Origin of the sequence: Mesorhizobium sp. M5C.F.Ca.ET.164.01.1.1 (assembly GCF_004792125.1) — a bacterium.
In the GTDB taxonomy this organism is placed as follows: Bacteria; Pseudomonadota; Alphaproteobacteria; order Rhizobiales; family Rhizobiaceae; genus Mesorhizobium; species Mesorhizobium wenxiniae.
The window spans coordinates 168,364-185,336 of sequence record NZ_SRTG01000002.1 but is presented as its reverse complement, the minus strand read 5'-3'; the positions used below and the strand labels follow the sequence as shown (position 1 = coordinate 185,336).

The 16,973-nt window shown below is 54.1% G+C and carries 14 protein-coding genes; 1 reads left to right on the top strand and 13 read right to left on the bottom strand.

All coding sequences use genetic code 11. The features are described 5' to 3' along the window. Positions 1–17 precede the first annotated feature (17 nt). The 11 genes from EN807_RS17685 to EN807_RS17635 all read right to left on the bottom strand — a co-directional run bounded on the left by EN807_RS17685 (position 18) and on the right by EN807_RS17635 (position 13,321). Positions 18–1,334: an oligosaccharide flippase family protein gene (locus tag EN807_RS17685; protein WP_135936036.1), complete on the bottom strand. Its 1,317-nt coding sequence runs from the start codon at positions 1,332–1,334 to the stop codon at positions 18–20. Further along, positions 1,331–2,308 carry a polysaccharide pyruvyl transferase family protein gene (locus EN807_RS17680; RefSeq protein WP_135936035.1) on the bottom strand — a complete coding sequence of 326 codons (978 nt, stop codon included), beginning with the start codon at positions 2,306–2,308 and terminating at the stop codon, positions 1,331–1,333. Before EN807_RS17680 ends, EN807_RS17685 begins: the two co-directional genes overlap by 4 nt. Before the next feature lie 404 nt (positions 2,309–2,712). Continuing rightward, entirely contained in the window at positions 2,713–3,633 is a 921-nt protein-coding gene (locus tag EN807_RS17675; RefSeq protein ID WP_189522483.1) for a glycosyltransferase family 4 protein, read from the bottom strand. 792 nt (positions 3,634–4,425) lie between these two features. Beyond that, positions 4,426–4,920 carry a sugar transferase gene (locus EN807_RS36625; protein ID WP_246684236.1) on the bottom strand — a complete coding sequence of 165 codons (495 nt, stop codon included), beginning with the start codon at positions 4,918–4,920 and terminating at the stop codon, positions 4,426–4,428. Positions 4,921–6,025: 1,105 nt separating this feature from the next. Then, positions 6,026–6,883, bottom strand: a complete 858-nt coding sequence (locus EN807_RS17665; protein ID WP_135936033.1) for an FkbM family methyltransferase — start codon at positions 6,881–6,883, stop codon at positions 6,026–6,028. A 58-nt stretch (positions 6,884–6,941) separates the two neighbouring features. Then, positions 6,942–7,910, bottom strand: coding sequence for a UDP-glucuronic acid decarboxylase family protein (locus EN807_RS17660; protein WP_135936032.1), 969 nt, complete (start codon positions 7,908–7,910; stop codon positions 6,942–6,944). 268 nt (positions 7,911–8,178) lie between these two features. After that, a complete protein-coding gene (locus tag EN807_RS17655; RefSeq protein WP_135936031.1) occupies positions 8,179–8,940 on the bottom strand; it encodes a glycosyltransferase family 2 protein in 762 nt (253 codons plus the stop codon). A gap of 21 nt (positions 8,941–8,961) precedes the next feature. Continuing rightward, positions 8,962–10,056, bottom strand: coding sequence for a GDP-mannose 4,6-dehydratase (gene gmd / locus EN807_RS17650; RefSeq protein WP_135936030.1), 1,095 nt, complete (start codon positions 10,054–10,056; stop codon positions 8,962–8,964). A 158-nt stretch (positions 10,057–10,214) separates the two neighbouring features. Next, positions 10,215–11,492: a sugar transferase gene (locus tag EN807_RS17645; protein ID WP_246684184.1), complete on the bottom strand. Its 1,278-nt coding sequence runs from the start codon at positions 11,490–11,492 to the stop codon at positions 10,215–10,217. A 246-nt stretch (positions 11,493–11,738) separates the two neighbouring features. Then, positions 11,739–12,302 (bottom strand): transcription termination/antitermination NusG family protein, encoded by a 564-nt coding sequence (locus EN807_RS17640; protein WP_189522482.1) that lies wholly within the window; start codon positions 12,300–12,302, stop codon positions 11,739–11,741. A 428-nt stretch (positions 12,303–12,730) separates the two neighbouring features. Beyond that, positions 12,731–13,321 carry a biotin transporter BioY gene (locus EN807_RS17635; protein WP_135936028.1) on the bottom strand — a complete coding sequence of 197 codons (591 nt, stop codon included), beginning with the start codon at positions 13,319–13,321 and terminating at the stop codon, positions 12,731–12,733. Between the two features lie 116 nt (positions 13,322–13,437). On the opposite strand from EN807_RS17635, the gene EN807_RS17630 reads away from it, so the two are divergent. Beyond that, positions 13,438–14,346, top strand: a complete 909-nt coding sequence (locus EN807_RS17630) for an MBL fold metallo-hydrolase (RefSeq protein ID WP_135936027.1) — start codon at positions 13,438–13,440, stop codon at positions 14,344–14,346. A 3-nt stretch (positions 14,347–14,349) separates the two neighbouring features. Here EN807_RS17630 and EN807_RS17625 read toward each other — a convergent pair whose 3' ends face one another. Continuing rightward, positions 14,350–15,132 carry a DUF1499 domain-containing protein gene (locus EN807_RS17625; protein WP_135936026.1) on the bottom strand — a complete coding sequence of 261 codons (783 nt, stop codon included), beginning with the start codon at positions 15,130–15,132 and terminating at the stop codon, positions 14,350–14,352. A 78-nt stretch (positions 15,133–15,210) separates the two neighbouring features. Continuing rightward, positions 15,211–16,839 (bottom strand): fatty-acid--CoA ligase, encoded by a 1,629-nt coding sequence (locus tag EN807_RS17620; RefSeq protein ID WP_135936025.1) that lies wholly within the window; start codon positions 16,837–16,839, stop codon positions 15,211–15,213. Positions 16,840–16,973: the final 134 nt, after the last annotated feature.

The window sequence follows — 16,973 nt, the reverse complement described above, 5'->3', positions numbered from 1 at the left end:
ATCGGTGCTCGCTCCTGTCATCGCTTCCAACCGAACACTGCTGCAAACATCGTGAAGCACTCACGCAGTGTGTAAAAAGTTGGCAGTATCCAGTTTCTCATTCTCACCGCAGGCAACAGTCTACCGAGGCGCTCCGACACATAGACTAGACTAACAGAGTTGGCGACAAAAAAAGCAACAATTACAGCATACACCCCTATGTATCGGTACTGGGTCGCTACTACTACCGCAAACAAAGAAATGAATATGATATGCGACGTGATAATAACCCGATTCAGGCTAGCCAGCTTGCAGGCTTCAAATAGTACGTCTTTCACCGGTGTAAATAAGTAGGCTATCGCCAGATAAGACGCCAACGTCCCAGCAATTACAAACGCCTTCCCAAATAGAAGTGGTGCAGCCAAGGGTGCAAATAGGCAAGTGGTGACCGTCCCGACGATGGAGGCAAGCCACGTAAGCCTCATAACCCTAAGAATAATTCTGGAGAGTTCCGCGTCTGTCCTGTTAACCAGCGCAGGAAGGGCCACGGACCTTATCGCAGTACTAAAAACTCCACCGAACAGCGACGAGAGCGTAATCGCTACAGCATATTGTCCGACTGCCTCAGGTTGCCCAATCAGCACTACAGCAAATCTATCAGCTTGACCTGTAAACATCCTAACCACAGCGCTCACGTGAAGCGGTGTAGCGACCGCTAACAAACGCTGCGCGATACGCCAGTTCCAGCAACCCCTGACCGGTATACTTATAATGGCGCCCCGAATGATAAATATCAGAAATATACTAACCAGCTGTGAAATAACGAAATAATTTACAGTAGGAGAAATAAAAACTGACAGCAAGCATAGCCCACAATATATAGACGGCTGAGAGACGTAAAATGCTTGCAGTGCGAAAAACCTTCCCCTGGACCTTAATATACCCCTATAAACGTCGCCAATAATACCCGACATTGACGAAGAGAACGCGAATAGGGATGCGATTAGCACAGGAACGGCTTCGTATCTGCTCATTGCGCCGTACATTATAAAGCCGCACAACAATGCAAGCAAGATCGATAGCGCCCGAGAGATATAAAGCCCGGAGGCTTCCACCGAGCTCTTCGCCTTGGGATCACTGATAAGAACAATGGCATCTGAAATAGGCAATTGAACCAGGGCCGTAAACAAGCCAGACCAGGTCAAAATGATTGCCAAAATACCTCGCCCCTCTGGGCCTAATACGCGAGCCGTAACCATCCCTGACACGAGGGTCAGTAGGAGCACAACACCGGAGGCAACAAATGATCCGAAGATGAATCGCGCCCATGCCGCTGAGTTGATGGGCCTACTCACGTCAATATTGCGCTCAAAAGATTGTTTCGAATCCAATCAGTGTGTCGCTCATACTGCTTTTCGAGCTCGCGATTATCAATTTCGAAAATGCCGTCAGTACGGGTTATTGGTGCGTTCGAAAACAATTCAGATCTCTTGTCAACCGCCAACAAGCGTACAGGACGACCAAAGGAGAGGGCGACCACGCCGGCATGCACGCGGTCGGTCAACACCCCGTCACAGTGCTTGTAAATAGATAGGAAATTCAGAGGATTGTAGGTAACGTACGAATTAGGACGGCTGAAAACCAAATGCGAGAACCCGTAAAGGCCATGCACAGGTCTTATTATACTCCAATGACCGAGCTTGATTGGGTAAGCTCGCTTGAAGTCCAGGTGGCGATCCCATCGCCAAGGTATATTGGCCTCCTTTAACTCAAATGACACCGCCGATCCAACAAAGCTTTTTTCCGCCGGCGCGGGATCGCACGTAAGTACCGGTTCTCTAACACTATGAAAGCTTGAGCATACATATGGCTCTCTTGGAGCCAAGTCAGGTATACCGTCCAAGTACCTGACAAAAAAGGCAAAGCATATTCCATCCAATCTTTCTTTTGCTAAGTCTCCAATTTTCTCATATGTATAACGGTCTCTGGTATGAATCGCTTTTGGAGGGTAGTTCGTCAAGAAAGATCGAAGTTTCGGCAGCTCCCAGTCATATGTATTTGAATGAACACTTATAAAACTGTACGTCGATCCTTTGTCAACTATCGCTTTTATTAAATCACCATATGTTTCAACGAAGCGGTGAAAAATCGGACCAGAAAAGACATAGTGATCGGCGTGGGTCCAAGTCCTTACATCGAAGCTATTCCGCCCAAAACGTCCTGGCCGAAACCCACGTTTTATTGGCCCATCAAACGAGACAACTCTATGTTGCGGCAATTGACCCTGTAAAATGCGTTGCAAAGATGTCTGATAGAATGCATCCCCCATGTTGTTCCACGTAGAATTCTCCACAGCTATTGTTAACAATCTGACTTCTCCAAGCGTGCTTTACAGCAATGTCGTTTTCTTAGTACTACTATCGAAAGCGTTTCATCGGTCGACGCGCCGTCGATGATGACTAGCTCCTTGTCCCCTTGGTGCTGAGCAAGAAGCTGTCGAGTGTATGCCGGATCGTAGCGGCGGCGTTCCGGCAAACGGTGATGACTGAAGTCTTCACGAGCTTCGACCTAACGCTACTGCGCGGCGTCGGCTGCGCTCCTCATCAAGTCGTCGGTGCTGCGCCTCCCGCTTGACCGCACGGAGGTCCGTTTCCACCCTCTCGCTCACCATGCTTTAGAAGGAAGTGGAGGCTTTCCAGCCGAGAACACGCTGGGCCTTCGCTGGATCCCCGATCAAAAGCTATTGCCGGCGAAAGACGAAATCAGACTTGACACCTCCACAGCAAAGCGCTCCGGACCGAAGTTCTGCGCCAATGCTCTCGATTCAAATCCGGCTCCGACGAGCCAGTCGGGGCTTGAGTCTGCTGCCGAATGAAGTGCGGCCAGTATTTCGCGTTTATACCCGGCTCGAAATCGCATCGCATTGCGCCCCGATGCAAGATCGTCCGCACTGCCGACAGCATTGCTCAAAACCAAACCGCAACCGCAGAGCGAAGCTTCGTGAACCACGAGCCCCCAGGCTTCAACCAGGGACGGCAGCACCAGAAACCGTGCCGAATAATAGCGACTGGCGAGTTCCTGGGGCTGTACGAAATCCTCGACAATAATTTTGGGATGAACGGGTATTTGGTTCCTCAGCTCGCCGCTTCCGCAAATTCGCAACGTCCATTCGGGCCGCTGTCGGCAAAATTCGACAAATGCGCTCGTCAAACCGAGAATATCCTTGCGGCGGATTAGCTGTCCGACAAACAGGAACTCGGGTGGCCGTTCAGCAAGCGGCGGCCCCGGGGAGAAAAGCGTGGGGTCAGCTCCATACAACCCCATGCGGATGCGGTGACGCGGCATCCCAAAATAACGCAGAAGGCGCTCACCCTGGTGCCCGGGCACTATAATTGCGTCGAAGTGTCGGCGGTGGCGAAGCCGAAAAGCGGCCGGGCCAAGCAGAAGCTGGCGCAGATCACCCCGCCAGTTTGCATCGCTCAGCCCGATTACGCATCCGCCAGCCTTCTTGACCTCGCGGCCAAGCGCTGAAAAAGCAGGATAAGACCAGCCGGACTGGATATAGAACTTCGGAATTTTCAGGCCGATCTCAGACCAGGAAGTAGGCTTTCCCGGGTCTATCCACTGGACCGGTCGGCCGAGCACCTGCTCCATTCCATCAATCGGGACCACCGGGCGGGACCCCACCACCACGCATGGCCTATCCAGCCGTTCCGCAGCCGCCCGTATGAGTCGAGCCGCGTATTGCGGAAGTCCATGCCACGAGAAGGCGACCTCCTCTGATTGCGAGTGGAGCATTATCTTGCACCGAATTCGGTCAGAAATTGACATCCCAAGGGAGTTCTTTCTTGGACCGAAGGATACCGCCTTCTTAACCGGCTTATCTCTATAGCGGTCGAGATACCAGTCCCCGAACCGTGCAACGCGCACTGCAATGGGCTCCAATTCGTATGTATCTGAATAAATTTCCTGTAGTCCCCAGGGGTCCGACCAGTATTGAATGAGGATACCTGCCGCTTAAGGCCCATCCCCATCATCATAGCCCGTGACCAGCCAACTCGGCGAGATATACACCGTATTGGCCAGTCACGCCGGCTATAAGTGCTGCTTCTCAAGTGATTTTGTGTATCCGGCCGTTTGAGAGATCCGTACGCTGACGTTTTGCAATTGGACGATGTTGCCTCATTGAGGTCTGCTCTACCATGAGAACCACCCGATTTCATCTTCATTCCAGCATGATGAATTTCACCTGATGGGAGATCCATCGATTGCCTCGGGTATAGGGTTTGCATATTCCAACCTATTATTGTTTTCCGCGCCACGAACTACAACTTGGTTTCATAAGGAGCTTTGCGTTTGCAACTAATAGATTCACTTATTCTCTTGACCTTGTAACCACTCGCCCTCCCCTGCCTGCAACAACTAGGGCGAAACACTACCGAACAATCAAGGTGCACCAAACCCTGTCAGCATGGTTCGGACAGTACGAAACACGATCAGCACGTCGAGAAAATTTTTGATGTAGTAGAAGTCATAGTGAAGCTTTTCCAGAACGTCGTCCACCGCCGCAACATGGCCCTGGTTGACTTGCGCCCATCCGGTAATGCCAGGCCGGTCGGTGTGCCGATACCGATAGAATGGCAGCTCTGCCTCATACCATTTTGACACAACAAGGGCCTCCGGACGCGGTCCGATCCAGTTCATCTCGCCGCGCAAGATGTTGATGGCTTGCGGCAACTCATCGATCCTGGATTTCCTCAAGACCTGTCCTAGGCGAGTGATCCGCGCATCGGCTGCCTTTGTGATGGCCTCTTCCTTTTCATCGCCGACAGTGGCACTGAGTTTCATCGTCCGAAACTTGTAAACCTCGTAGATATTTCCTCTGTACCCCATCCTCTTCTGCCTGAATAAAGCAGGACCCTTCGAGTCCACCTTACACATATTGCGGCAAATAAAAGCAACGGTGAGAAGCCCAACCAATATCCTGCTTTGTTTTCAACTATGCGTGGTTTGGATTCAATGACCCCAGGGTATTTTCGGAAAGATGCTCTATTTCCACTCAGTTGTGAGCGACTCACTGATTCGTTTGACATGATAGACCGGCGTTCCCGAGAGCGCGCGATCGGCGATATATCGTTCCCATTCATCCGAAAGATCGGCTCGAAGATCGGCCACCACACCTCTAGCATACTCTACGATTGTCTCGGGCAAATGAATCCTGTGCCAACTGACGCCAGGTATGCTCTCCAGCCTATCGACGTTCCCACCCGGGATCACTGTCAACCGGTAGGGGTCGAGCCGTCGCGTGGCCAAGCTCAGTCCAAAATACCACAATGTCGACTGAAAGAAACTCGCGGCGGCCTGGAACCGGCTATAGTCAAACCTGAAAAAGAAGATGGTCACGAACACCTGGCCATAAGTCAGGGCAAATGTGGGCAAAATATTACCAGCCGCTGCCACACCGGGAAAATTGCCGATGCGTAAAGCAGGTAGCCCGACGTGTGAGCGACGAACGCAGCGAAAATCGTAACTTGCATATTCGTTGATCAGATTACTTGTTGATCAAACGACATACGAATGAGCGCTGGAATCAGGACCGCGAATGTCAATCCGCCAAGCAATTGAAAGCGCATCCGCAGCAGAAGATGTCTTTCGTTGGGCAGGGTGATGGTGGAGGTGTTCAAATTCGTGAGCCCATTAACCAGCTAATCGATCATCCGCAAAGGCCACCAACAGTTTTCCACTGCCACGTCCACCGACAATGGCTACCGCACTCCCGGGTGAAAACCGGAGAGCCGACTTTGCAACAATTGCACGCATGACCGAGTACGACTAATGGCTATGCGATTGCGACGAGGTCCCTTGCGTCGAGATCGACAGGACTCTCGTCATTCATGATGGCAACGAGAACCCTGGCCCATCCAGTTCGACAGTTATTGTTGCCAATTTATTTACCCGGCCTTTTCATGTTTCTTGCCTGCGTCTCGCTCGTTGTCCTTCATGGACAGAAGTGCTTACAGATGAGCTAGCATTGGATTGCCCTAATTCATATTAGTTGATGGAGAATTTGTCGCGGGGGCGCACGTTTTACACGCTCAGTGCAAGCCTCTATGGAGCGCACAAAAAGGAAATTCGCCCCTCTCCCAGCCTGATCTTCTGTTTGAGATAAGACCCTGGAGCGAGGCTCGTAGTGCACTTCGACAAAACCGTGAGAATTTAGTGTATGGCGAACATCGTCATCAACCGTTTCAATCAGGATTGCCATTAATTCTGGCCTTCCAAGCGTATTTTTGGCACCCGCGATAACATCGGCCTCGAAGCCCTCGACATCAATCTTCACCAATATTGGCGCTGCATCGCGAACAATTTCATCTAATGTATCAACTCTGACAACGCGTGTTTCACGCTCGTCTGCTTTAGCCATTTTGTTTCTAGTGTCGCGTCCGATGGTGAAATCTGCTGTCCCTTGTGTTGCACCCAACGCGGCGTCAATGATTGTGACACGGCTTTGAATTCTGTTGACATTCACATTGCGGGTTAAAAATTCAATCGTGGTCGGGTCGGGCTCAAGTGCGACTGTTCGCGCTCCACATACAGCCGACGCCAGGACAGAATAGCTCCCAACGTTAGCGCCAACGTCTACAAAGTTATCGAGTGGTTGCAGGAAATGGAGGACGAATGCCATATCTGAGAATTCGTGCAGGCCGCAATAGATATTGCCAGTGGCGCCGGTCATACCTTTTCGCACTACCAACTTTGCTCCCGCTATCCACTGGAACTCCAGCTCGTGGCGTATCGAGCTTTCGGCCTGCCATCTTACATATCGCCACAGCGCGCTCAGTGGCCTCCCTGAGCAAAGGGGATGTGCCACAATAAATTTTATCGTATTCAGAACTGAGCGCATGAATATCTCTTAACTAGGCCACGGCCTTGACTAGAGCGTAAAGCCTCGCTTTCCATTCTTAATTAGCTACCCTGTCGAGCAACGTTTCAAAATAACTAATCGTAGACTTTATCCCGTCACTTAGCTGAATTTTTGGGTGCCAGTTGAGTAACTCATTAGCTTTTGATATATCCGGCTGCCGTTGCTTTGGATCATCGAGAGGAAGTGACACGAACACAAGCGAAGATTTTGATTTAACTTTTTCTAAAATTTCTTCCGCAAGCTCCTTTATTGTGAACTCGACTGGATTGCCAATGTTAATTGGCCCAGTGATATCATCACTAGAGTTCATCAGGCGAATCATCCCGTCAACTAGATCGTCGACATAACAAAAGGATCTGGTCTGGTCCCCCTCGCCGTAGATAGTTAGGGGCTCGCCTTTCAGCGCCTGCATTATAAAATTAGAAACAACGCGACCGTCGTTCGGGTGCATACGGGGCCCATATGTATTAAATATTCTCATTACTTTTATCTTCAAGCCATGCTGTCGATGGTAATCAAAGAATAGAGTTTCTGCACATCGCTTGCCTTCATCGTAACACGAGCGGGGCCCAATGGGGTTTACGTTACCCCAATACTCTTCAATCTGCGGATGCACGACGGGATCTCCATAAACCTCACTCGTCGAGGCCTGCAGAATCTTGCATTTAAGCCGCTTCGCGAGTCCAAGCATATTGATCGCGCCATGTACAGACGTTTTGGTCGTCTGTACCGGATCATGCTGGTAGTGAATCGGAGAGGCCGGACATGCAAGGTTGTATATTTCATCGACCTCTACGTAAAGTGGAAAACACACATCATGCCGAAGAAATTCAAACCTAGGATTTCCGTGCAAATGGTCTATATTTCTTTTGCTTCCGGTAAAAAGATTGTCAACGCAAACAACTTCATTCCCTTCATCGAGTAATCTGTCTATTAAATGCGAACCAAGAAAACCCGCACCGCCAGTCACCAGGATCCGTTTTCTACTATTATACAGCCTTCTCATGTCAATTTCCATTCTAAATTTTGACTACGCATTTTATTACTTACTCAACCCCCATGGATTAACTTTACCTACTAACCGTCAGGATACTGATACCAACGCCGGGCTTTTCCCGGGCTGACTACGATGCCATTTTGGATAGACACATGTAGTCTGTGGGAGCTTTCTACGGTAATCGAATTGGGGTTGAATGATTTTGCGGCCAACTGAAATTTAGTGGCGAATTCCGCAGGGCGGGAACTGGACCTGATTGTCAGGAATGCGATCGATCTTAGCCCTTGGCGCTAAGGGTGAAAACAAGTTGGCCAAACTTACGCGCCGGCTTCGCGACCAATGCATAGTCAACCGTACCCGAACCGAGCCATCGGCGCCTCGATTGTAACGCTTCCATGTTGTGCCTGACGTACGACATGATGCTGCTCGTGCTGGCCCCCCCAACCATCATATCTATCAAAATATGGTCGCTCGTCGCAGATCTGAATTCGTAGAGCTCAACAGCACGCAACATCCAATCGTAATCCGACGCGACTTTCAGGTTAAGGTCGAACGCACCTACCGCTTCGGCCACCTTCCGCCGGACGTAGAACGTCGGATGCGCTGGCATCCAGCCGGTCCGAAAACCCTTGGCCGGCCTGGCAACAGCACGCCAACGCCGTACGACCCGCTTGTTGAAATGGTTTTCGACAAAATCCAGATTGCCATGCACGATGTCGGCATGTTCGAGGCCTGCCGAAATCCGACTCAGCGCCGTGTGATCGTGGAAACAATCGTCAGAATTCAGCACGCCTACTGCTTGTCCGGTATATAGGTGCAGCCCTTTGTTCAATGCATCATACATGCCGCGGTCAGGCTCGCTGAGCAACTGAATCTGGTCTTGGGGATACGATCGAACGATTGTCAGTGTTTCGTCCGCCGACCCGCCATCGACGACTACCAACTCTTTGTCATGATGGTCCTGGGCAAAGAAACTATCGATCGTGTGCCTGATTGTTGCGGCCGAGTTCCAGCAGACCGTTAAAACTGAGATTTTCATGTCAGCTCGGTCCTACGCTCCTCACTGTGCTGCAACGCGAACGCGATCCTCATCTAAGCGGCGGTGCTCGGATTCCCGTCTTACCGTTTCGAGGTCGGACTGGACCATGTCGCGTACCATCGCATCCAGTGATGTTGTCGCTTTCCATCCGAGGATGCGCTCTGCTTTTGAGGGATCTCCGATCAAAAGCTCTACCTCGGTGGGCCTGAAGTATCGCTGATCCACCTCGACCAGAACGGCCCCGGATTCTGCATCGATGCCTTTTTCATCGATGCCGGAACCGACCCATTGGATCTCGGTCCCGACCTCGCTGAATGCAAGCTCGACAAAACGGCGGACCGAGTTCTTTACTCCGGTTGCAAGGACATAATCGTCCGGCAGGTCCTGCTGAAGGATCCTCCACATGCCCTCGACGTAGTCGCGGGCATGACCCCAATCTCGTTCGGCAGACAGATTGCCCAGATAGAGTTTGTCCTGGAGGCCCAGGCTGATAGCGGCAGCCGCGCGGGTGATCTTCCGCGTCACAAATGTTTCGCCCCGCATTGGGCTTTCATGGTTGAACAAAATTCCGTTGGATGCATGGATATCGTAAGCTTCCCGGTAATTTACCGTGATCCAGTAGGCATAGATCTTTGCTGCTGCATAGGGCGATCGCGGATAGAAAGGCGTCGTTTCCTTTTGTGGGATCTCCTGCACATTCCCATAGAGCTCGGAAGTCGATGCCTGATAGAAACGCGTCTTTTTTGTCAGACCAAGCAGCCTGATGGCTTCCAGAAGGCGTAGCGTGCCGATCGCGTCCGCGTTCGCCGTGTATTCCGCAGTCTCGAAGCTCACCTGAACATGGGATTGCGCCGCGAGGTTATAGATCTCGTCGGGCTGCACCTCCTGAACTATGCGGATGAGGTTCGTGGCGTCGGTCATGTCACCGTAGTGGAGTGACAATCTTACGTTCTTTTCATGTGGATCCTGATAAAGATTATCAATGCGACCGGTGTTGAACGAGGATGAACGCCGCTTGATTCCGTGGACGTCGTAGTCTTTTGCCAGAAGAAGCTCTGCTAGATAGGCGCCATCTTGGCCAGTGATGCCAGTAATGAGCGCGGTCTTCCTAGTCATTGTGCTTCTCCGGGGTCGATGTGACGATATTCTCAATGCTGATCAGCGTAACTTTAGGCGGCATAAAAGCCCATCTCAACAACATGCTTCTCATCCTCATTCCGTAACGCTTGCAACCTCAATTTCGCTACATCGACTACCGATTTTCTCCGCTTCATTCAACGCGCGCCAAACCCTGTCAGCATAGTTCTGATGGTACGAAACACAATCAACACGTCGAGCCATGGGGAGAAATTCTTAATGTAGTAAAAGTCGTAATGGAGCTTTTCCAGCACGTCGTCCACGGCCGCAACGTGGCCTTGGTTGACTTGTGCCCATCCGGTAATGCCGGGTCGGACGATGTGTCGGTATCGATAGAACGGCAGCTCTGCCTCATACCATTTCGAGAGGACGAGTGCTTCCGGCCTCGGCCCGATCCAGCTCATTTCGCCGCGCAAAATGTTGAGGGCTTGCGGCAACTCATCGATCCTGGATTTTCTCAAGAACTGCCCAAGACGCGTAATGCGCTCATCGCCAGTCTTTGTGATGGCCTCTTCCTTTTCGTCACCAACAGAGGCGCTGAGTTTCATCGTCCGAAATTTGTAAACCTCGTAGATATTTCCTCTGTACCCCATTCTTTTTTGTCTAAACAAGGCCGGTCCAGCCGAGTCGAGCTTTATCGCCAGCGCCACGAATAAAAACAATGGCGAGAAAACGATAAGGATAAACAGTGCTGAAACCCAATCAATAGCCTGCTTCATCTTTAAATAGGCATGATTTGGATTCAGTGATCCTAGGGTATTTTCTGAAAGATGCTCGATCTCTACCCTACCGGTGAGCGACTCGGTGATTTGCTTGACGTGATAGACCGGCGTTCCCGATAGGGCGCGATCGGCGATATACCGCTCCCATTCCTCTGAAAGATCGGCTCGCAGATCAGCCACGACACCGCTAGCGTCCTCAACTACCGTCTCAGGCGAATGGACCCGATGCCATTGCACGTCCGGTATGCTCTCTAGCCTGTAGACATCTCCGCCAGGAATTATCGCCAGTCGAAATGAATCGAGCCGTCGCGTGGCAAGGCTCAAGCCAAAATACCACAGTGTCGATTGGGTGAAGCTGGCGGCGGCCTGGAACCGACTATAGTCGAATCTGAAGAAGAAGATGGTGACGAACACAAGCCCATAAGTCAGGGCGAAGGTGGGCAGGATGTAGCCAGCCGCCGCGACCCCCGGAAAGTTGCCAATGCGCTTATACAAAAAGTAACCAGAGGTGTGGGCGATAAATGCAGCGAGAATAGTAACCTGCATATTTGTGGACAGGAGAGCTCCTGGACCAAATGCCATGCGAATCAAAGCTGGCACGACGATAGCAGCAGTAAGGCCACCTAGTAATTGAAAGCGTATCCGGAGCAGAAGATGCCTTCGGTTGGATGGATTGCGCGTGGAGGTGTTCAAGTTTGTCAGGTCGGTCTCTAATGAGTTAAACGTCAGAACTGTGACGTTTCGTATTCATTTCGAACAGGAGGTAAAGTCTCGATGGTACCTATGCTGTCCCTGTGCGTCGACGCGATTGCACAGCGCAGCGGCGGAAGCCTCTCGCTCTACGTATCTTTATGTCAACAATGGCTACCGCACTCCCGGGTGAAACCTCGAGAGCCGACTTTGCAACAATTGCACCGCATGACCGAGCGTCGATTACGGCTATGCGATCGCGACGAGTTCCCTTGAATCCATGTCAACAGGGATCTCGCCGTTCATGATGGCAACCAGAACCCTGGCCCTTCCAGTTGGATCGAGGCGATCAAGGCGACCGATCATCTCCGCGAAAGGACCTGAAAGAATCCGAACCGATCCCCCTGCAACGAGACCTCCCCTGAAATCAAGCAGGCCGTCCTTGCCAGTCAATGCAATGAACCGCTCCACCAACCCGGAGGGGACCGGCAAGGGCCGTTCGCCCTGCATTATGAGGGAGCGCACACCGAACGTTCCATTGACCGAGCGCCACCGCTGTAGCGCGACATCGAGGGCGATGAACATGTAACCCGGGAAATACGCTGCCGGTCGCGTCTCGATGCGCCGGGCATGTCGAATGGTCTTTTCGCAGCGAGGCGTAAACGGGTGAAACCCCTGCATCCGGAGATGCCGTTCGGCGACGTCTTCTTTTCCCGGAAATACGCTGGCGGCATACCAGCGTGCTGCGGTGCCGGCTGCGGGCCGCTGCGGCGATACAGTCGCTTTAACAGTTGTTTTTTCCGGGGTGATCACAAGTATCCTTCTCGGCGGTCTTTGGCACGGTCGGGGCAAGCGTTACGACAGCGCGAAGATACCAGCAAGCAACTATCTCGCGAGAATCGAGGCGGCTGGTCGAAAAAATTCCTGGCAATTGTCCATTAACTTCAGCTGTGCCTAATCGTTGTCGAGCCGCTTTCTTTTTTAGCTATCCAAGCAGCGGTATCGAGCAATTGCTTCGATGTGTAGCTACTTGGTTACGCTGGCTCGCGACGAATCGCCGGCTGCTCTGGTCCTTAATCCGTCGGTTTGAACATATTGTGACAGTAACGTTAGCAAAGAGTTGCGGAGCAGATGCCGACCCAATTGGCGCTGGCTTGCGATGACGAGAAGTCTCGACAGGCCGTCGCTGAAACAGGACCACGCAATCACACGCCCGTGGCGCCCAATCCATCGGCCGGAGTTCAGGAGCGTTTGAGCAGCGACCAGACGGCTGGCACAAGGCTCGCCGCCAGGCCGACCTTGATCAGGTCGCCGACGATGAAGGGCACGACGCCGAACTGCCACGACTTTTCCGGGCCGATGAGCAGCGCCAGCCAGGCAAAACCCATCGCCATCATGACGATTTCGGCAACCAGAATCGCGTTGAAGAGCTTGATCGGATGGCGATCCCATCCGCGATCAGCGGCCCAACCGACGATCGCCGCCATGACCACGAAGCCAGCAAGGTAGCCGCCGGTCGAGCCGAGCATGTAAGCGACGCCGATGCCCTTTTCCGGCGTGCCCTGGAAGACCGGGAGGCCCATGGCGCCCTCCGCCATGTAGAGAAGCAGCGTGGCGACGCCGAGGCGCATGCCGAATGCTGCGGCGATCAGAAAAACGGCTAAGGTCTGCATCGAGATGTCGACCGGCCCGAGCAAAACTCTGGTTTTGGCCGACAAGGTCAGCACCAGCGTTCCGACGATCGCCAGCAAAAGCTGGGTCGCCAGGCGGGCCGCGCCCTTTTCAGGCAAAGCGAGAGAAACAAGCGGACGCATTGTCGTTGCAATTGCCATGGTCTTCCTCATATCGGACTGCCGCAGATCGCGGCCTTGCGTTTTCCTATATTGGCTTCCGTGTTATGCGGCAATCGGTTTTGCCGTCTCTAGAACAGAGCTGAACGACATTCGCCATGGTGCTGAAATTCGACACAGACTTCGACCCGTCCTACGGCCAGGCCGTGACCGTTGCGCCCGACGTGCTTCGGATTACCGCGAAAAATCCCAGCCCGTTCACCTTTCACGGCACCAACAGCTACATCGTCGGGCGCAAGACGCTGGCGGTGATCGATCCGGGGCCGGATGACGATGCGCATCTCAAGACACTGCTCGAGGTGATCGGAGACAGGCCGGTCAGCCACATATTCGTCAGCCACACGCATCGCGACCATTCTCCGCTGGCAGCGCGGCTGAAGCAGCACACCGGGGCAATTGTCCTGGCCGAAGGCCCACATCGGCCGGCCAGGCGGCTGCGCATAGGCGAGGTTAATCCGCTCGACGCCAGCGCCGACACCGCCTTTTATCCGGATATCGCGCTTCCCGACGATACGATGGTCAAGGGCGACGGTTGGGCGATCAGGACGGTACTGACGCCGGGTCACGCTGCCAATCACGCGGCTTTTGCGCTGGAAGGAACCGGTGTCCTGTTCTCGGCCGATCACGTCATGGGTTGGGCGACCTCCATTGTTGCGCCGCCGGACGGCGCCATGGCCGACTATATGGCCTCGCTGGATCGGCTGATCGAGCGCGACGACCGCCTGCTGCTGCCCGGCCATGGCGGGCCGGTGACCGCGCCGCGCAGTTTCATGCGCGAGTTGAAGACGCATCGCAGGATGCGCGAACAAGCGATTCTCGAACGGATCAGAAGCGGCGACTGGACGATCAAGGACATGGTCCGGGCGATCTATCGCGATACCGATCCGCGCCTCCATGGCGCTGCCGGACTGTCCGTGCTTGCCCATCTGGAGGATCTGGTGGCTCGCGGCCTGGTGAGCACCGACGGCGACCCGGCGATCGACGGCATTTTCACTCCTATCGTGTAAGCACTATTCGGCCGGGGCCGTGCCGACCTGGCCGGCGACTTCCTGATCCAGCTCGGTGAGGAAATCCACGATGCGGGCCGCGTTGTCGCCAAGGTCGTAGCGGCCAAAACGGGTGGCCGAACGCATGTCGACCATGATCGCATCGCCGTCGTCGGTCACACGGATGACGACGTCGGCGGGAAGGCTGAGGATGAAGCTCTTGGCCAGGGCGTTGATCGTCACCTCGCTTTGCCCGATCGCACGGGGAAACGGCGCCGTTAGCTGCCAATCCCGACGATCGAGCACGGTTTCGACTGCTTCCAGGACCCGATCGAAAGGCAGATTGTAGCTGCGTCCCGTGACCAGCGGATAGGTCTCGGTCTGCAGGCGCTGCTCGCCCGGGGTCGGTGGCGAAAGCGCGTTCATATCCCCGGTCCGGGTGCTGGTGTCGAGCACCGGCGGATTGTCGAAATCCGTCGAGATATCTCTGAGCGGAGGGTAAGCCGCTGCCCAGTAGGCAGCAATGCCAAAAGGAGCAAGCACCAGCAGTGCCAGCAACGTGCCGACGGTGAGATCGCGACCGCCACGGTCGCCGAAATTCCACAGTCTCGAAAAGGCAAATCCGGCGAACAAGAGCGCAAAGGCGGCAAGCAGCGCGACAATGCCGAGCACCCAAAGGAAAGCCGGCGTTTCAACAAGCTCATACCGGTGGCCGAGGAGAACGGTCAGGAGCAGGACCGCCGAAAAAGCGCCTGTCCGGCGCGACCAGCCGGCCGCCTTCGACGTCTGTCGCCCGGGAATTTCCATTGTTTTCTGCACTGCTCCACCCGAACGAGCGTTTAGCGCCGTTTAGCGGCGGCTGGAAGGAGAAAGACAGCATCTCAGTCAATCCGTTGGCAGACGATAGTCCCTGAATTGCTGGCGCAAGGTGGTCTTCTGGATCTTGCCGGTGGCGGTGTGGGGAATTTCGTCGACGAAGGCGACGTCATCCGGCATCCACCACTTCGCCACCTTGCCGTTCATGAAAGCGAGGATATCCGTCTTGGTCGGCTCCCGGCTCGGCTTGCGGACGACTACAAGCAACGGCCGTTCGCCCCATTTCGAATGTTGGATGCCGATGGCGGCCGCCTCCGCCACATCCGGATGACCGACTGCGAGATTCTCGAGCTCGATGGTCGATATCCATTCGCCGCCCGACTTGATGACGTCCTTGGCACGATCGGTGATCTGCATGTAGCCACTTGGGTCGATATGGGCGACATCACCGGTATCGAACCAGCCTTCTTCATCGAACTGTTCGGATCCGATGCCGCCATAATAGGCACGCGCGACAGCCGGTCCGCGGACCTTCAAGCGTCCGAATGTCTTGCCGTCCCATGGCAGCTCCTTGTCGTCGTCGTCGGTCACCTTCATTTCGACGCCGAAAGGCGGATAGCCCTGCTTGCTCTGGACGTCGAGCCGGGCTTCGCCTTCAAGCCCGGCATAGCCCGGCTTCATCGTACACAGGGTGCCGAGCGGCGACATTTCGGTCATGCCCCATGCATGGATGACCTCAACATCGTAATTGTCCTGGAACTTCGTTGTGATCGCACGCGGGCAGGACGAGCCGCCGATGACGACCTTCTTCAGATAGGGAAGTTGTTTGCCGGTCTCCTCCAGATGCTGAAGCAGCATCAGCCACACTGTCGGCACCGCGGCGCTGAACGTCACCCTTTCGGTGTCGAGCAACTCATAGATCGATGCGCCGTCCATCTTGCAGCCAGGCATGACCAGCTTGGCGCCGATCATCGGCGCGCTCTGGCCAAGACCCCAGGCGTTGGCGTGGAACATCGGCACGACCGGCAGTATTGTGTCGCGCGACGAGAGCCCCATCGCGTCGGGCATCGCGGCGATCATTGCGTGCAGCACGTTCGAGCGATGGCTGTAGAGGACGCCTTTCGGATCGCCTGTCGTGCCCGAGGTGTAGCACATGCCGGCGGCGGTGTTTTCATCGAACGTCTTCCAGGTGAAGGCGCCGTCGGCTTGGTCAAGCCACTCCTCATAGGCAACGACGTTCGGCAGCGCCGTTTGCGGCATGTGCGCCTTGTCGGTCAGCACGATCACCTGCTTCAGCGATTTGACCGCGCCGGCGAGCTTTTCAAGTAGCGGCATGAATGTCAGATCGACGAAGATCGCCTTATCCTCGGCATTTTTCATGATCCAGACGATCTGCTCGGGAAAGAGGCGCGGATTGAGCGTGTGATAGATCGCGCCGACACCCATTATGCCGTACCAGGCTTCGATGTGGCGCGCCGTATTCCAGGCCAAAGTGGCGATGCGGTCGCCAAGCCCGAAGCCATCATGCTCGAGCCGCTCAGCGACCCGCAGGGCGCGGCGATGAATTTCGGCGTAATTGGTCCGGACGATCGGGCCCTCGATCGAGCGCGACACGATCTGGCGTTCGCCGTGCTGCCTGGCTGCGTTGTCGATAAGCCTGTGGCAAAGCAGCGGCCATTCCTGCATCAGTCCGAGCATTCTTTTCCTCCCATTGGTTTTCGTTCCATTGTGGGACGAACAAGCGGATTGTCCAGCCATGACCGGGCAGAGGGGTGCATTGATCGAAAAGAAGTGAAAACGCCACAATCCGGCCATCGTCGGCGTTAACCTTG

What these genes read in the sequence shown, in the direction of transcription:
- gmd (WP_135936030.1), bottom strand. Translation starts at nt 10,056, where the DNA reads ATGACTAGGAAGACCGCGCTCATTACTGGCATCACTGGCCAAGATGGC.
- EN807_RS17625 (WP_135936026.1), bottom strand. Translation starts at nt 15,132, where the DNA reads ATGGAAATTCCCGGGCGACAGACGTCGAAGGCGGCCGGCTGGTCGCGC.
- EN807_RS17620 (WP_135936025.1), bottom strand. Translation starts at nt 16,839, where the DNA reads ATGCTCGGACTGATGCAGGAATGGCCGCTGCTTTGCCACAGGCTTATC.
- EN807_RS17630 (WP_135936027.1), top strand. Translation starts at nt 13,438, where the DNA reads ATGGTGCTGAAATTCGACACAGACTTCGACCCGTCCTACGGCCAGGCC.
- EN807_RS36625 (WP_246684236.1), bottom strand. Translation starts at nt 4,920, where the DNA reads ATGTGTAAGGTGGACTCGAAGGGTCCTGCTTTATTCAGGCAGAAGAGG.
- EN807_RS17680 (WP_135936035.1), bottom strand. Translation starts at nt 2,308, where the DNA reads ATGGGGGATGCATTCTATCAGACATCTTTGCAACGCATTTTACAGGGT.
- EN807_RS17675 (WP_189522483.1), bottom strand. Translation starts at nt 3,633, where the DNA reads ATGGAGCAGGTGCTCGGCCGACCGGTCCAGTGGATAGACCCGGGAAAG.
- EN807_RS17665 (WP_135936033.1), bottom strand. Translation starts at nt 6,883, where the DNA reads ATGCGCTCAGTTCTGAATACGATAAAATTTATTGTGGCACATCCCCTT.
- EN807_RS17660 (WP_135936032.1), bottom strand. Translation starts at nt 7,910, where the DNA reads ATGAGAAGGCTGTATAATAGTAGAAAACGGATCCTGGTGACTGGCGGT.
- EN807_RS17635 (WP_135936028.1), bottom strand. Translation starts at nt 13,321, where the DNA reads ATGGCAATTGCAACGACAATGCGTCCGCTTGTTTCTCTCGCTTTGCCT.
- EN807_RS17655 (WP_135936031.1), bottom strand. Translation starts at nt 8,940, where the DNA reads ATGAAAATCTCAGTTTTAACGGTCTGCTGGAACTCGGCCGCAACAATC.